Origin of the sequence: Halorubrum cibi, from assembly GCF_900182635.1 — an archaeon.
Taxonomy (GTDB): Archaea; Halobacteriota; Halobacteria; order Halobacteriales; family Haloferacaceae; genus Halorubrum; species Halorubrum cibi.
This window is the reverse complement of the sequence record NZ_FXTD01000006.1, coordinates 108983-123572: the sequence shown is the minus strand read 5'-3', so window position 1 is coordinate 123572 and position 14590 is coordinate 108983. Positions and strand designations below refer to the sequence as shown.

Genomic DNA, 14590 nt, shown 5'->3' with positions numbered 1-14590 from the left:
GGCTCGGCTCGGGTCCGGTCATCGGGTCACTGTCGCCCGCGGTACCAGACCGCCCCGCCCACGAGCACGGCGAGGGCCAAGAGCCCGAAAACGATGGTGCCGATCGAGGGACCGCCACCGCCGTCGTCGACGGGTTCGGTCACCTCGAGCGGGTACTGGGTCACGTCCGAGATCCGGTCGTTTCCGCGCTCGTCGTCGTACCGGAAGTCCAACTCGACCGGATACGTCCGGACGCCGGCGCTGCCGGCGGCGGACACCTCGAACCAGATCTCCCTCGACTCGCCGGGCTCGAGCTCGTCGACGAACGCCTCGTCGGTCGCGGCCGAGATCGGATCGTCGGCGTACAGCCCGGCGTTGATCGACGAGAGCGTCTCGGGGCGCTGGTTGGTGATCTCGAAGGTGATCCGTCGCGTCTCGCCGGCCGGCACGACCGGGTCGTCCGCCTCGATCGCGAACTCCGGCTCCCGCGGGGCGACCTCGATTCGGGCGGTCGATTCCTCGGTCAGCGTCGCGTCGTCACCCGTGTACTCCACGGTGAACCGGACCTGTCGGGGACCCGGATCGGCCTGCCCGCTCACGTCGGCGTCGAACGAGAAACCGGTCGACTCGCCGGGCGCGAGGTCGGGAAGCGCGTACCGGCTCTCGCCGAGCGTCACGCGGGAGCTCTGCGGCTCGGCCACCAGCACCGCCTCGTCGACGGTCCGCGGTCCGTCGTTCGTGAGCGTCCCGTCTATCGACCCCGAGTAGCCCACCTCCAGGGTCGAATCGACGCCGTCGACCGCGAACGACTGGCCGGGACCCACCTCGATCCGGGCGGTCGACTCGTCGGTCGCGACGCGGTCGCCGCTCTCGTGTTCGACGGTGAATCGGAACTGTCGCGGGCCGGCGTCGGCCTCCGGAGTCACGGCGGCGTCGAGCGAGAACTCGGCCGACTCGCCGGGTTCGAGGTCCGGGAGCGCGTACCGGCTCTCGGGGAACGTCACGCCGGGGCTCGTCGACTCGGCGACGAGGACGGCGTCGTCGACCGCCAGCGGACCGTCGTTCTCGACCATCCCGGTGACGTTCCCCGAGTGGCCGACCGCCAGACTCCCGTCGACCCCGTCGACGGCGAACCGCTGTTCGGGGGTCGGCGTCACGCCGACGCGCGAGGACGGCGAGGCGAGTTCGCCCCCGTCGCCGTCGCGGTACTCGACGCTCGAGCGCAACACGTAGGTCTCGCCGGCGAAGTCGGGCGCGATCGAGGAGTCGAACGTCACGGTTCGGTTCTCCCCGGGAGCCCAGTCACCGACGAACACGTCCGGCGGGCCGTTCGCGCCCACGGTGACGCCGCTTCCCGAGGCGCTCCCGGTGACGATCGCGTCGCGGGCGGTCTCGTCGCCGACGTTCCGCAGCGTGGTCCGGACCTCGCCGGTCCCGCCCACCTGCGCGTCGGTCTCGGCGTCGACGATCGCGAACCGCGCCCCGTCGTCGACCACGACGGTGACGTCGAGCTCCTCGCTCCGAGAGGAGTCGTAGTTGGTGCTCCCGTTCGGGACGATCGTCCGGGTGTAACTGTAGCGGACCGTCACGTCGAGTTCGTACTCGCCGTCCGCCGCGTCGTCGGGGACGGCGAGTTCGATCGGGACCGAGGTGGGCGTGCCGGGCGGCACGTCGCCGACGGCGACCTCACCGGTCGTCACCGCGATCGGGTCGTCTTCGTCCTCGGCCTCCGCCTCGAGCGTGAGGCTCCGCGCGGTCGTCACGCGCGGGTCGATGTCGCTGCCGATGTCCATCTCGCCGGTGTTGAGGAGGTCGACCTCGATCGTCGTCTCGCCGCCGGTGGGGACGGTCGGTTGCGGGAGGTACGCCTCGAGATCCGGTTCGCCGCGGACCTGTCCGAACTGATCGACCGCGTCACCGGCGGCCACGGAGGCCGTCCCCGCGGAGGTCATCGGTTCGGGGGTCGGCGCCGGCTGCGCGGCGACGCCGGCGAAACTCCCGACCGCGGCGACGAGGAGCGCGCCCGCGACGACGACGACCGCGACGGCCGCGCGTCCGCTCGGGGACGTCACCGCTCACCCCCGGCGCTCGAGTGCCGGGAAACCGGTGTCCGGAGGGCGGGAACTCGAACGTCGAACGAGACGCGGAGACGGGACGTGAGAAGGGCGGTGGCGGTGGAGGCCGCGAGCGCGACGCCGCGACTTCGGAGGGACGGCGCTCCGATCGCCGGTGGTGGGGTCATGGGTTCGTCTCTCACGCCCGCGGCATAAGCGTGTTGAATGAACGTTCAATCAGGACCGATATATACCACACCGCGGTACACTCCGCATGGACGACCCGTTCGCGGAGCCGGCGGACACGCGGGAGGCCATCCTCGGCGCGGCGTTCCGTGCGCTCTGTGAACACGGGTACGCCGACCTCACGATAAAGCGGATCGGCGAGGCGTTCGAGAAGAGCCCCTCGCTCGTGTACCACCACTACGGCGGGAAGGACGAGCTGTTGGTGGACCTCCTCGAGTTCCTGCTCGACAGCTTCGAGGCGGCCGTCGCGGGGGACGCCTTCGACCTCCCGCCCCGAGCGCGGCTCGACGCCTACGTGGCAGCGATGACCGACCCCGGCGGCGTCGACGACGAGCACGCTCCCGACGGGCGGTTCCTCGTCGCGATGGTCGAACTCCGCGCGCAGGCGGCGACTGACGAGGCGTACCGCGAGCACTTCGACCGGAGCGATCGCGTGTTCCGGCGGTTCCTCGAGCGGTCGGTCCGCGAGGCCGCCGCCGAGTCGGCCGCGAGCGAGGGCGTCGCTTCGAGGGAAGCCGACGGCGACGTCGACCCGGCGGCCGTCGCGGAGACGCTCCAGACGCTCGCGACCGGCGCGATGCTGCGCTGGGCGACGACGACGGACCGTGACTGGACCGGCGCGGTCCGCGAGGAGGCGAGCCGGTACCTCTCGCGGACGCTCCCCGTGGTGGATCCGGAGACTTAGGAGCGACGGGGTCGCTTCGAGGCGGTTAGGGAGCGTCTCAGCGCTCGGTGGCGCCGTTCGCGTCCATCCGGCTGACCTCCTCCTCGAGCCACTCGCGGATCCACTGGACGCGTTTGATCCGCTGGTGGGCGATGCTCTCCGCGGTGTCGGAGACGACCCGATCGGTGTGGTCGCGGCCGCGGTCGAGCACCCGGTCGACCATCTTCGCGGCGTCCATGTGCGTTCGGGACTCGTATCCCATCCGCAACAGCATCAACACGGCGCCGTTCGCGCCGACCTTGTCGAGCACGTCGGCCTCGATCAGACACCGACTCTCCAAGGGGACGTCCGCCAGATCGCCGGTGTAGGAGTGATCGACGACCGCCCCGCACACCTCCTCGATGAACGATTCGGGGTAGTTTCCGCGGCTGCGGAGGTACTCGCGGGTGACGCGCGCGCCGGCCTCGGCGTGGACGTCCTGGTCGGCCTCGAGTTTGGCCACGTCGTGGAACACGGCCGCCACTCTGACCACGTCGAGGTTCGCGCCCTCGGCCTCGGCGATCTCCCCGGCGAGGTCGACCACGTTGAGGATGTGGTTGAATCGGTACTCCGACGAGTGCCACGGGTACCACCGCATCCGGCCGCCGTCGTCCTCGCTCTCGACGCTGGCCGCCAGGTAATCCCGAACGAATCGCTTCATCTCCTCGAAGTCCGCTTCGTCCACCTCCGTTTCCTTAATCTCGACGCCCACGGAGACCACCCCGGGCGAAAAACTCGTGATTCATTAGCCTAACGGAGGGGCGTTCCGTTCTTAGTCGTTACGACGAGGGCTTCGGAAGCCGCCGCGACGAACCGCCCGGAGAACGGCGAGAAACCGACCGGAGACGAGGGATCCGAGGCAGTACCGCGGTGGCGTGCGCGAAGCGAGCGGCGAAGCCGCGAGTCGTGCGCGAGGGAGTCGCGAACGCTTGAAAAGCGTGAGCGACGAGGTTGGGGAGGCGTGAGGTGCGGTCGCGGGGTCGCTGTGGGGTGGCAGTGGAGTGGCTGTGGGGTGGCGGTGGAGTGGCTGTGGGGTGGCGTGGAGTGGCTGTGGGGTGGCAGTGGAGTGGCTGTGGAGTTGTTTCGAGAGGTGGGAAGTGGGCGGTTGGGGGAGGGAGGTGAGCGGTTCGAGCGCGATTCGTGTGTCGCGACGGATATCGGTCTCCATCATCGTGTGCTCCCCGCCGCCGATCTAGCATCGGCCGTCTGAAAGGGTGATTTATGCTCGCTCGACCGCTCTCGGATCACGTGACCGAGCAACGCTACCTCGCCGACGACACGGTCCGGCGGTTCGAGGCGACCGTGGAACGGAGCCTCGAGGACCGGGTCTCCCTCGACGGAACCCACTTCTACCCGACCGGCGGCGGGCAGCCGCACGACACCGGGACGCTCCGAGTCGCCGACGACCCCGATCGACGCTTCCGGGTCGTCGACGTCGAGAAGTCGGACGCGGTCTATCACACGCTCGAACCCGCCGCCGGGACCGCGGAAGACGACGATCGCTCGGCGGTCCCGCTCCCCGAGTCCGGCGCGACCGTGATCGGCGAGATCGACTGGGACCGCCGTCGAGCGCACGCGAGATACCACACCGCACAACACCTGCTCTCGGCGCTCCTCCTCGAGGAGTACGACGCGCGCACGACCGGGAACCAGCTGTACGCGGACCGCGCCCACCTCGATGCGGCCTACGACCGGTTCGACGCGGACGACCTCGCCCGGATCGAGACGCGACTCAATGAACTCGTGGAGGACGACCGCCGGGTCACGAGTTACGCGATGGATCGGGTCGAAGCGGAGGCGACGCTCGACACCGACCGAACTCGGATCGACCTCCTTCCGGACTCGATCTCCGAACTGCGGATCGTCGAGATCGGCGGAATCCGTGAGGTCGATGACACGTCCGACGCCGCCGATCCCTACGATCGGACGGCCTGTGCGGGAACCCACGTCGGATCGACCGGCGAGATCGGCGAGATCGTCGTCACCGGCCGTGAGACCAAGGGAAGCGAGGAGGAACGGATCCGGTTCGCCCTCGCCGACCACGTCGAGTGAGATCGGTCGGCCCCCGCGGCGGAATCCCGTCGTTTATGTGTCGCCCCTCGTTGATTCGGGCATGAAGTTCTGCGACGAGTGCGGCTCGATGATGAAGTCGGGCGAGGGCGAGGACCACTGGGTCTGTGACGCGTGCGGCTACGAGACTGATCGCGCCGAAGCGGAGAACGAGGAGGACGCCTGGACGACGCAGTCACAGGAGGAGTCCGAGATCATCGACGTCAGCGACGCCGAGGACAAGGGGCTCCCGGAGACGACCGCCTACTGTCCGGAGTGCGGCAACGACCGCGCGTACTGGTACATGCAACAGATCCGCTCGGCCGACGAGTCCGAGACGCGATTCTTCGTCTGTACCGAGTGCGAGCACAAGTGGCGCGAGGACGACCACTGAGGGGTTCCGTAGCCGAAGCGCGCTGCGGCCCGAACGCTCCGGTCGGTCCCGAACCGCCCCCGTCGTTTACCTTGACTCCTGCCGAAAGAGGGGGTATGGAGCCACCGGTCGTCCCCGCCGACCGCCTCGACGGTTGGCGACGCGTCGACGAGACGACCGACCGGCCGTTCGCCGCCGGCCCCGTCTCGGTGACCGCGAGCACGGTCCGGTACGAGCGTGCCGACCGGCCGGAACCGCGTCCCTTCTTCTTCGCGAGTCGCCTCCGGATCCGTCCCGAGACGTCGCCGAACGCTGCGCTCACGCGACTCGTCGAGAACAGAGCCGAGGCGGGCTTCCGCGACCGGCTCGCCGAGCGCGACATCGAGGGCGTCGAGCCCCGCGGCGAGCGGACGATCGCGGTCGACGATCCCGACGCTGCCGAGGCGACACTCGTCACCCTCCGCGGTCGTTGCGCGCTCGACGAGGGAACGGTGCCGGTCGAGGCGCTGCTCGCGGTGTGGGAGGCCGGGCCGTACCTGATCGCGGGCGGCGCCTACCGACTCGATACGGACGCGAACGACGCGAGACGGGAGCTCGTCGGGCTCGTGCGCGGCGTTCGCCCCGACTGACAGCCTCGGTCCTCGCGGGGGAACGGTCGCGGATTACTCGCCCTCGAGCGGTTCCCCGCGTCGGTCGATACGCGTCGCCGGCAGCCCGGCCCGTTCGGCGTGTTCGCGGATCGCCTCGGCGTCCTCGGCGCGGTAGTGACAGAACGTCCCGGTCACGTCGCCGTCCTCGTCGGTCATGACCTCCGAATCGACCCACTCGATCCCGACGCCCTCCTCGCGGAGCCGTTCGAGCACCTCGCCCGACTGCTCGCCGGCGGCGTCGAGTTCCTCCTCGGTGATCGGTTCGTCCAACTCGCGCAGGATCGTGAAGTCCTCCAACTCCTCGTCGGACATGATGCGGTTCCACGTTCCCGCGGTCACGAAAATAAAGTCGTCGACGGTTGGGGAGGGGAGGGGAGGAAAGGGGGAGAGAGCCGATCGCCCCGGAGCGGCTCGGAACGATCCGATCCGCGGTCAACAGGGAACCGCTCCGGCGGCCGATCCGACGGGCGGGCGGTCCTCGTCGTAGGTCGTGTCGTCGATCCCCCCGTCGAACATCGGCAGCCGGAGCTCGTAGGCGTACAACAGGTCGAACGCCGCGAACGGGTCGATCCCGGTGGCGATCAGTCCGGGCGCGTTCAGCCGGACGCCCGCCGCGAGCGTCACGACCGGGTCGCCCTCGAGCGTCCCGGCGAGTTCGACGCCGAACTCGTCGCCCGCGGCGGGGTCGGTGAGCACGGAGACGTGAACGAGCGCGTCGATCGTCGCCGGCGGGTCGCCGATCGCCAGCGGGTACCCCTCGCCGGCGAAACACTCGGTCAGCGGACTCACTTCGCGCTCGGCGGCTCCCTCGGGCGAATCCGCGTCCCCTCCCGCGACCGGCCCGTCGGCCGCTCCGACGGCCCCGACGATCCCGCCGGGGACGACCGCGACCGTGACGAGACACGCGAGGAGGACGGCGGCGGACGCCGGCGTCACGGGGGGGTCCGCCGGTCCCGCGGCGGCGGGTTCGCTCGTGGTCGCCCGATCGGGATCGCCTTCCATCGACCGCGGCTACGACGCCCCGGACATAAACCTCGCACCCCCGGTTATCACTCTCGAGATCCGTCGTCGCGAAGCGGCGACTCCTCGTCTAAGAGCTCCTCGGCGATCGGGTGTTCCCCGAGGAGAAGCCCCCGAACGAGCAGTTCGGCCGACGCGAGGTTCGTCGCCACCGGCACGTCCTTCACGTCGCAGACGCGCAACAGCGCGGAGATGTCCGGCTCGTGCGGCTGCGCGGTGAGCGGGTCGCGCAGGAAGACCAGCCCGTCGATCTCGCCGTTCGCCACCATCGCCCCGATCTGGAGGTCGCCGCCGAGCGGCCCGGAGGCCTGCCGGTTCACCGCCAGGCCGGTCTCGTCGCCGATCCGCTTCCCGGTCGTCCCCGTCGTGACCAGTTCGTGTTCGCCGAGCACGTCCGCGTGCGTCTCCACGAACGCCACCATCTCGTCTTTGAGTTCGTCGTGAGCGATGAGCGCGATGCGCATGGATCGGCATCGGCTCGGCGGGTCTTAAAATACCAGCCGCGAGCGCCGACGTGACGGCGCGGAACGTTCCGACCCGTCACGTCTCCGGCGCCCTACTTGAACCGGAACGTCTCCAGGTTCTTCGGGGCGAACGTCCGCATGTTGTAGTCGTGATACAGCGCCGAGGAGAGGTCCTGGACGGACCGCTCGTCGCCGTGGACGCAAAGCACCTTCTCCGGGCGGGGGTTCATCGTCTTCACGAAGTTCTCCAGGCCCTGCCGGTCGGCGTGTCCGGAGAAGCCGTCGACGGTCTCGACGCCCATCTCGAGCGAGAGGGTGTCGCCGCGGCCGCCGTTGCCCCAGTCGGAGACGGGGATCTCGTCCCAGCCGTTCTGGATCCGACGACCGAGCGTTCCCTGCGCCTGGTAGCCGACGAACACGAGGTTCGAGTCCGGCTCCGGCCCGATGTGGCGGAGCCACGACATGATGGGACCGCCCTCGATCATCCCCGACGTCGAGAGAATGATACACTCCTCGCCGTCGGCGACGTCCTGGCGCTCGTCCTCGCCGCCGTCGATGTGGTTGAACTGCTCGGCGAGGAAGGGGTTCTCGTCCTCATGGAAGATGCGGTTCCGGAGGTCGTCGCGGAGATACTCGGGGTAGGTGGTGTGGATCGCGGTCGCCTCCCAGATCATCCCGTCGAGGTGGACCGGCATCTCCGGGATCTCCCCTTCCCGCATCGCCTCCTCCAAGACGAGCATGATCTCCTGTGACCGCCCGACCGCGAACGCGGGGATGACGACCTTGCCGCCCTCCTCGTACGTCTCGTTGATGACGCGTTTGAGCGCCTCCTCGGAGTCCGCCTGGTCGGTCTGGTAGTCGTTGCGGCCGCCGTAGGTGGACTCTAACACCAGCGTCTCGACGCGCGGGAAATCGTTGACCGCGCCGTTGAAGAGGCGGGTGTCCTCGTAGTGGATGTCCCCGGAGAAGGCGACGTTGTAGAGGCCGTCGCCGATGTGGAAGTGCGTCACCGCGCTGCCGAGGATGTGCCCCGCGTTGTGGAAGGTGAGCTTGATGTCGGGCGCGATGTCCGTCACGTCGCCGAACTCCAGCGGGATCGTGTGCTTGATCGTCTCACGGACCTGCGCGGACTCGTACGGCGGCGTGCGCCCCTCTTTGGCCGCCACGTCGAGGTAGTCGAGCTGGAGCAGCCCCATCAGGTCCCGGGTCGGCTCGGTGGTGTACACCGGACCGTCGTAGCCGTACTTGAACAACAGGGGCAACAGCGCGGAGTGGTCGAGGTGGGCGTGCGTCAACACGACCGCGTCGATCGTGTGTGCGCCCGCGCCGAGCGCCTCGGGCACCTGGAGGTACGGGACCTCCCCCTCCGCGCCCGGTTTGTCCCCGCAGTCGATCAGGATCCGCGTCTCGGGCGTCGAGAGGATGAACGCGGCTCGACCGACCTCGCGACAGCAGCCGAGCGTCGTGATCCGGACCCATTCGTCGTCGGACATCTCCTCGCGGTGGATCTGTCTGCCGACGCGCTCTAAGATGTCGCGGCGCTCCTCGCGCTCGTTTTTCAGGAAGTTGCGGACGTTCGAGACGGTCGAGGACTCGATCGGCGGCGTCCGGACGACCTCCGGGGTCCAGCCGATCTCCTGGGTGATCTCCCGCAGCGTGGAGCCGCGTCGGCCGATCACCATGCCGGGCTTTTCGGCCTCGATCACCACCTCGCCGGTGTCCTCGTGGAAATCGAGGTCGGTCACGCCGGCGTCCTCGGGGATGACGTCTCTGATCTCCCCTTCCGCCTGCTTCGGCGGGGACAGGACGGAGGGATCCGGGCGGACCGTGATCCGCTTGCGGAGCTTCGAGGCGAGTCGCCGGATCAGGTCGCCGTCGCCCGCGAACCGCTTCGGATCTCGGGTGTACACGACTAGCTCCGGCCCCTCGTATTTGACGTCCGTGACGCTCACGTCGTTCGGGACCTCCTGTTCTATCGTCGACTTCAGGTTCTCGAGTTGCTTATCGACTTGGCTCATAGCTCACCGCGGGCCGTAGATCGCCGCCGCCGCCGGGCCGTATGGAACCGATACGCGGCACGTCGCCTTCGCGCTCGACCGTGACGGGGGAGGCATAGTGGAAGTACTGTCCGTATGTACCGTTGCGGGAACAGCCAGCGAAAACCCGCTTGTCTCGGAATACACTCCCTTCGTTATAAAAGACTTCGCAAAACCGATACCGCTTGCCGGCGTGGTCCGCTCATGCGCATCACCCCCGAGACGGTCCGCGAGGAGCACGCCCGCGTCCGCGATCGAGCCCCCGTCGTCGTCCCGATACTCAACGACACGCGCGATCGACTCGGGACGCTGTTCGGCACCGAGGTCGACCGAGTCGACGAAGGAACCTACCGCCGCGAGGTCGATGCCGTCTTCGCGGACGGCGAGGTCGGAGTCAACGTGGCGGGGTACGCCGCGCTCCTCCGCGACCTCGACGTCGCCGGCGACTACCCCGGATTCGTCGTCGACGAGGTCCTCGGCCGGGAGCTCGCGGCGGCCATCGCGGGCGGGCAGCCGCTCTCGCTGCTCGCGCAGGCGACGTTCCACTTCGCGGACGTCCACGTCGACCGGGACGCCACGGCCGAGAGGGACGGAGCCGGCGCGGGAACCGCGGGCGCGGACGACCTCGACGCCGCGCTCGCCGCGGGCTTTCAGACGCGGCTCCCCGGCTGGGAGTGGCGGGAGGGAGACAGTCCGTTCGCGATCGATCCCGAGCGGTGAGTCCCCGGACGATCGCGAATTCCCGGACGGTGGCGAGTCTCCGTGTGAACGAACACTGGAAGACGGCTCCGCGACGACCCGGCTACGAGGTGAAACTCCGGAGCAGGTCGAACCCCTTGTCGCGGATCGCGTCGGGGAGGAATCGAGCGAGCACGCCGACGCGCGCGGGCGTTCCGGGCTGGACGCGCGCCGGCGGTTTCGTCGCGCTGGCGGCGTTGAGTATCTCCCCGGCGACGAGTTCCGGCTCGACCGCTCCCGGCCCGTCTCCGCCGATCAGTTTCGCGTCCTCGAAGAGCGCGTAGAAGTCCTCGTACGCTCCCGATCGCTCGATCCCGTCGCTCTCCTCGGGGTCGGCCTCACGCGCGACGCGGTCCGAGAACTCCGTCCGGACGGGACCGGGCTCGACGACGACGACGTCGACGCCGAACTCTCGGACCTCGTTTCGGAGCGCGTCGGACATCGCCTCGAGCGCGAACTTCGATCCGGCGTAGACGCCGCCGCCGGGGAACGACACCCTTCCCGCCACCGAGGAGACGTTGAGTATCGTTCCGTCACGCTCGCGGCGCATCGCCGGCAACACGGCTCGCGTCAACCGGTGGGGACCGTACACGTTGACGTCGAACTGCTCGTGAACCGTCTCGGTCTCGACGTCCTCTATCGGCCCGAACTGGCCGTAACCGGCGTTGTTGACGAGCGCGTCGATCGCGCCCTCCTCGTCGAGGACGCGGTCGACGACGCGGTCGATGTCCTCCTGATCGGTGACGTCGAGCGTCGCCAGCGTACAGCCCGCCTCGCCGAGCGTCTCGACGTCCGCGGGGTTCCGCGCGGTGGCGTACACCGTCCACCCCTCGTCGTTGAACGCGTGCGCGGTCGCGCGGCCGATGCCCGAGGAACACCCGGTGATGAGTACCGTCTTCTGCACGCGTCGTCGGTCGGCCCCCGCCGGCATAACTCTCCCGACCCGAGTGCGGTTCCCTCACGGCCCGTCGGGTCGGTCCTCACTCACAGATCCTCGGTCCGAATTCCCATCCCCTTCGAGGCGGGCGCGGTCCGCTCGAACCCCCACCGCTCGTAGAAGCCGTCGACGTCGGCGAGGAGGTCGACGTACGCCCCGTCGGGCGCGTTTGCGCGGAGCCACGCGACGAGCGCGTCCATCATCGCCGACCCGATCCCCCGTCCCTGGTGGGACTCCGCGACGGCCATGTCCGAGAGGTGGAAGATCGACCCGCCGTCGCCGACGATCCGCGCCATCCCGACCGTCGTTTCGGTCGTCGATCCGGTCTCGACCACGTGGACGCCGTACGTCGTGTTCGGGAGCCCCCGCTCGACCGCCTCGCGCGACCGGTCGCTCATGCCGGCCTCCCGGCGAAGACGGACGAACGCGTCGATCGAGGGCGTCGTCTCGCGCAATTCATAACCGGTCGGGAGCGGGGACTCGTCGCGTCCTCGTCCCGGTCCGCCCGCTTCGACCGCGTCACCGTCGCTCATGGAGTCCCGTTTCGCGTCCCGGAAAATGGTCGTTTCGACCGGACCGAGTCGGAGTCGGTCGGTTCGGGGCGTCCTACTCCTCGTCAGCGTCCGCCGACTCGCCGTCGTCTCCGTCCTCCTCGTCGGTCGCGAGCAGGTCGCGATCGGCGAGGATCGACTCGAGGTCCTCGGCGGGTACCTCGGCGTACTGCTCGTCGTCGACGGTGATCGTGGCGACGCCGACGCCCTCGGGGGTGAGCCCCTCGTCGTTGGTCTGTGCGAGGGTGTCGAGCGCGAGCCCGACCGCCTCGTCCGTGGAGATCCCCTCCTCGTACTCCGACTCGAGGTAGTCCCGGAGATCGCTCCGGTCCGAGCCGATGGAGAGCGCCTGCCACTCGTAGGGGGTGCCGGAGGGATCGGTCTCGAAGAGCCGCGGCTCGCCGTTCTCGATCCCGCCGACGATGAGCGCGACGCCGAAGGGGCGCGCTCCGCCGATCTGGGTGTACTGCTGGATGTGGTCGGTGATCGTCTTCGTCAGCGTCTCGATCCCCATCGCCTCGCCGTACCGCAGGCGGTTCACCTGTGCCTGGCGGCGTGCGAAGTCGATGAGCTGGCGGGCGTCGGCGACGTGGCCCGCGCTGGCGACGCCGACGTGGTCGTCGGCCTTGTGGAGCTTCTCGATGCTCGCGGGTTCCATGAGCGGGGAACGGGCGCGCTTGTCGGCCGCGAGGACGACCCCGTCCTCGGCGCGGATGCCGACGCTCGCCGTGCCGCGTTTGACCGCCTCCCGCGCGTACTCGACCTGGTAGAGCCTGCCGTCGGGAGAGAAGATGGTGATGCCTCGGTCGTACGCCTGTTGTTGGGATTGGCCCTGCATGATATCACTCGGTGTCGAACGCCGCCGCGCCGACGTATCCAGACTCGATCCGTACGTCACACGCGTCACCACGCACGACGGCGGACCGCTCGGCGTCCTCGAACGCGACGTCTCGCTGTGTCGAACTGGCGGCCGCACGACCCATATATCTTTCCTCACAGGCACGGACCGTCCCGGAGACTCCTCGAACGCGGATCCCGACGGAGTCGCCGTCGATCATGCCCACACAGCCGATCGCGGCTCGTGCCGCCTCGACGTGGCCGCGACGGACCCGGACGACTGCCTCGCCCGCACCGCCCGAAAACGAGAAGGAGAGCAGCTTCAGGTCGGCGTCGGCGCTGCCCGCGTCGCCGAGCAGATTGCCGGCGCCGTACCAGAGCGCGCGCTGGAACGCGCGGCGATCGACCTCGGCGTTCGGCCACGTCTCGATCCCGACGGCGAGGTACCGCCAGCGCGGACGGAGGTGTTTCGGGAGGTGTTTCACGGTTTCGTCACCCGGCCGCCCCGCATTCGGCCGCCTCGAATCCGATCGCTCCGCATCCGGTCACTCCGCACCGGGCACCTCGTCGCCCGAGCCGATCCGCTCGGCGACGATCACGCCGACCTGGTCGTGGACGCGCTCGACCGCCACGACCGCGAAGCCGACCGACGTGAACGCCTCGACGAGCGTCCCGACCGTCGCGGGGTCGTCGACCTCGGGGCTGTAGTACGGCTCCTCGGGGTCCGGCTCCTCGAAGAACATCACGTCGCCGAGAACGATCCGGCGCGCGCCCGTCGCGGCCATGACGCGGATCGCCTCGCGCTTCTCGTCGTCCGCGAGGTGATGCAGCGCGAAGTTCGAGGTGACGACGTCCACCGACTGACCGTCCGGCCCGTCGAGGTTCGGTTCCCGGAACTCGCCGTAGGCGAACTCGACGTTCGTGATCCGCGCCTCCGAGGCCTTCCGACGCCCCTCCTCCATCATCCCCTCGCTGACGTCCCGAGCGAGGATGAACTTCGCGTCCGGCGCGAGCGCGAGCGTGATCGCGCCGGTCCCCGCGCCGAGGTCGGCCACCACGTCGTCCGGGTCAGGGTCGGCGTAGTCGACGACGAGGTCCGCACAGGCGTGGTACTCGTCGCTCTTCGAGTCGTCGTACTCGGCGGCCTTCTCGGAGAAGCGGGCCGCGTGATCCTCAACGCTCCGTTTCATACCGTCCACGTCGGACCCCCGGCTCAATGAACCTCCCGGAGAGTCGCTCGCGGTTCCGCTCCGCGATCGAACCCCACGCACGCAGCCCCTCGCGGACCCACTCCGGATCGAACCCGGCCTCCTCGGCGACGGCGACGACCTCGCGGGGCGCGCGCAGTTCGAGATGGGAGGCGGCGTTCGCGCTGACGACGTGCGGGGCGTCGTAGTAGGTCACGATCTCGCGGAGCTTCCGGAGGTCAGCGAGCGCCCGGACGCGGTTCCCGCCCGTCTCCCCGAGGACCGGGCCGAGGTCGAACTCCACGTGGACGCCGTTGTCGCGGGCGGCCTTCGCGAGGACGTGGTTGAATCCGCCCGATCCCGCGTTCGGTCGCGCGAGCACGTCGACGCGCGGCTCCTCAACCGCGTACCGGTTCAGTCGGTCGTCCCCCCCGACGACGCAGACGACCGTGTGCTCGGAGCGGTGGTTTCCGACCGCGCCGGAGGCCTCTCTCGGGCCGTCGGCGTCGACCTCGACCGCGTCGACGACGTCGATCCCGTACTCGTCGGCGATCGCGTCCGGGTCCCTCGCCGGGGACGTGGGGGCCGCTTCGCTCTCCGCGCCGTCCGGCGGCTCCAGCGCGGATCGCGTCCGGACGACGATCCCGTCGTAGCCGTACCGCGCCGCCGTCATGGCCTGTCGCGCGACGGTGGCGTCGCCGTCGGGATACGCGTGGACCGCCTCGTACATGCCCCGCGGTTCGGGGGCCCGCGGTATCGGCGTTGC

17 protein-coding genes are annotated in these 14590 nt (G+C 69.5%); 5 read left to right on the top strand and 12 right to left on the bottom strand.

The window, feature by feature from the left end; genetic code table 11:
• Positions 1-26 precede the first annotated feature (26 nt).
• Positions 27-2051, bottom strand: a complete 2025-nt coding sequence (locus tag FN829_RS09280) for a COG1361 S-layer family protein (RefSeq protein WP_185955727.1) — start codon at positions 2049-2051, stop codon at positions 27-29.
• Positions 2052-2307: 256 nt separating this feature from the next.
• On the opposite strand from FN829_RS09280, the gene FN829_RS09275 reads away from it, so the two are divergent.
• Entirely contained in the window at positions 2308-2964 is a 657-nt protein-coding gene (locus tag FN829_RS09275; RefSeq protein WP_142986696.1) for a TetR/AcrR family transcriptional regulator, read from the top strand.
• A 37-nt stretch (positions 2965-3001) separates the two neighbouring features.
• Here FN829_RS09275 and FN829_RS09270 read toward each other — a convergent pair whose 3' ends face one another.
• Positions 3002-3703, bottom strand: coding sequence for an HD domain-containing protein (locus tag FN829_RS09270; protein ID WP_142986695.1), 702 nt, complete (start codon positions 3701-3703; stop codon positions 3002-3004).
• Between the two features lie 527 nt (positions 3704-4230).
• Here FN829_RS09270 and FN829_RS09265 point away from each other — a divergent pair.
• From FN829_RS09265 to FN829_RS09255, 3 genes are all read left to right on the top strand, one after another.
• The gene (locus tag FN829_RS09265; RefSeq protein ID WP_142986694.1) at positions 4231-5034 is read left to right on the top strand and encodes an alanyl-tRNA editing protein; all 804 of its coding nucleotides are present in this window, start codon (positions 4231-4233) and stop codon (positions 5032-5034) included.
• Between the two features lie 61 nt (positions 5035-5095).
• A complete protein-coding gene (locus tag FN829_RS09260; protein ID WP_142986693.1) occupies positions 5096-5425 on the top strand; it encodes a transcription factor S in 330 nt (109 codons plus the stop codon).
• Between the two features lie 95 nt (positions 5426-5520).
• Positions 5521-6033, top strand: a complete 513-nt coding sequence (locus FN829_RS09255; protein WP_142986692.1) for a hypothetical protein — start codon at positions 5521-5523, stop codon at positions 6031-6033.
• 33 nt (positions 6034-6066) lie between these two features.
• On the opposite strand, the gene FN829_RS09250 is transcribed toward FN829_RS09255, so the two are convergent.
• The 4 genes from FN829_RS09250 to FN829_RS09235 form a co-directional block, all read right to left on the bottom strand.
• Entirely contained in the window at positions 6067-6366 is a 300-nt protein-coding gene (locus tag FN829_RS09250) for a DUF4242 domain-containing protein (protein WP_142986691.1), read from the bottom strand.
• Positions 6367-6486: 120 nt separating this feature from the next.
• Positions 6487-7056 (bottom strand): DUF7332 family protein, encoded by a 570-nt coding sequence (locus tag FN829_RS09245; protein WP_246066480.1) that lies wholly within the window; start codon positions 7054-7056, stop codon positions 6487-6489.
• A 47-nt stretch (positions 7057-7103) separates the two neighbouring features.
• Entirely contained in the window at positions 7104-7538 is a 435-nt protein-coding gene (locus tag FN829_RS09240; protein WP_142986690.1) for a methylglyoxal synthase, read from the bottom strand.
• 92 nt (positions 7539-7630) lie between these two features.
• Positions 7631-9556 carry a beta-CASP ribonuclease aCPSF1 gene (locus FN829_RS09235; RefSeq protein ID WP_142986689.1) on the bottom strand — a complete coding sequence of 642 codons (1926 nt, stop codon included), beginning with the start codon at positions 9554-9556 and terminating at the stop codon, positions 7631-7633.
• Positions 9557-9778: 222 nt separating this feature from the next.
• Between FN829_RS09235 and FN829_RS09230 the strand changes: the two genes are divergently transcribed.
• On the top strand, positions 9779-10294 hold the full coding sequence (locus FN829_RS09230; RefSeq protein WP_142986688.1) for a hypothetical protein: 516 nt from the start codon (positions 9779-9781) through the stop codon (positions 10292-10294).
• 82 nt (positions 10295-10376) lie between these two features.
• Here FN829_RS09230 and FN829_RS09225 read toward each other — a convergent pair whose 3' ends face one another.
• The 6 genes from FN829_RS09225 to FN829_RS09200 all read right to left on the bottom strand — a co-directional run bounded on the left by FN829_RS09225 (position 10377) and on the right by FN829_RS09200 (position 14554).
• Positions 10377-11243 carry an SDR family oxidoreductase gene (locus FN829_RS09225; RefSeq protein WP_142986687.1) on the bottom strand — a complete coding sequence of 289 codons (867 nt, stop codon included), beginning with the start codon at positions 11241-11243 and terminating at the stop codon, positions 10377-10379.
• A 53-nt stretch (positions 11244-11296) separates the two neighbouring features.
• Positions 11297-11782: a GNAT family N-acetyltransferase gene (locus tag FN829_RS09220; RefSeq protein ID WP_142986686.1), complete on the bottom strand. Its 486-nt coding sequence runs from the start codon at positions 11780-11782 to the stop codon at positions 11297-11299.
• 73 nt (positions 11783-11855) lie between these two features.
• Entirely contained in the window at positions 11856-12638 is a 783-nt protein-coding gene (gene psmA, locus FN829_RS09215; protein WP_142986685.1) for an archaeal proteasome endopeptidase complex subunit alpha, read from the bottom strand.
• Positions 12639-12642: 4 nt separating this feature from the next.
• Positions 12643-13122 carry an Rpp14/Pop5 family protein gene (locus FN829_RS09210; protein ID WP_142986684.1) on the bottom strand — a complete coding sequence of 160 codons (480 nt, stop codon included), beginning with the start codon at positions 13120-13122 and terminating at the stop codon, positions 12643-12645.
• A gap of 60 nt (positions 13123-13182) precedes the next feature.
• Positions 13183-13827, bottom strand: coding sequence for a class I SAM-dependent methyltransferase (locus tag FN829_RS09205; RefSeq protein WP_142986683.1), 645 nt, complete (start codon positions 13825-13827; stop codon positions 13183-13185).
• Positions 13811-14554 (bottom strand): RNase P subunit p30 family protein, encoded by a 744-nt coding sequence (locus FN829_RS09200; RefSeq protein WP_142986682.1) that lies wholly within the window; start codon positions 14552-14554, stop codon positions 13811-13813. Before FN829_RS09200 ends, FN829_RS09205 begins: the two co-directional genes overlap by 17 nt.
• Positions 14555-14590 lie beyond the last annotated feature (36 nt).

Coding starts and splice junctions, on each gene's coding strand:
- FN829_RS09275 (WP_142986696.1), top strand. CDS start 2,308: ATGGACGACCCGTTCGCGGAGCCGGCGGACACGCGGGAGGCCATCCTC.
- FN829_RS09260 (WP_142986693.1), top strand. CDS start 5,096: ATGAAGTTCTGCGACGAGTGCGGCTCGATGATGAAGTCGGGCGAGGGC.
- FN829_RS09255 (WP_142986692.1), top strand. CDS start 5,521: ATGGAGCCACCGGTCGTCCCCGCCGACCGCCTCGACGGTTGGCGACGC.
- FN829_RS09250 (WP_142986691.1), bottom strand. CDS start 6,366: ATGTCCGACGAGGAGTTGGAGGACTTCACGATCCTGCGCGAGTTGGAC.
- FN829_RS09245 (WP_246066480.1), bottom strand. CDS start 7,056: ATGGAAGGCGATCCCGATCGGGCGACCACGAGCGAACCCGCCGCCGCG.
- FN829_RS09240 (WP_142986690.1), bottom strand. CDS start 7,538: ATGCGCATCGCGCTCATCGCTCACGACGAACTCAAAGACGAGATGGTG.
- FN829_RS09235 (WP_142986689.1), bottom strand. CDS start 9,556: ATGAGCCAAGTCGATAAGCAACTCGAGAACCTGAAGTCGACGATAGAA.
- FN829_RS09230 (WP_142986688.1), top strand. CDS start 9,779: ATGCGCATCACCCCCGAGACGGTCCGCGAGGAGCACGCCCGCGTCCGC.
- FN829_RS09225 (WP_142986687.1), bottom strand. CDS start 11,243: ATGCCGGCGGGGGCCGACCGACGACGCGTGCAGAAGACGGTACTCATC.
- FN829_RS09220 (WP_142986686.1), bottom strand. CDS start 11,782: ATGAGCGACGGTGACGCGGTCGAAGCGGGCGGACCGGGACGAGGACGC.
- psmA (WP_142986685.1), bottom strand. CDS start 12,638: ATGCAGGGCCAATCCCAACAACAGGCGTACGACCGAGGCATCACCATC.
- FN829_RS09205 (WP_142986683.1), bottom strand. CDS start 13,827: ATGAAACGGAGCGTTGAGGATCACGCGGCCCGCTTCTCCGAGAAGGCC.
- FN829_RS09200 (WP_142986682.1), bottom strand. CDS start 14,554: ATGTACGAGGCGGTCCACGCGTATCCCGACGGCGACGCCACCGTCGCG.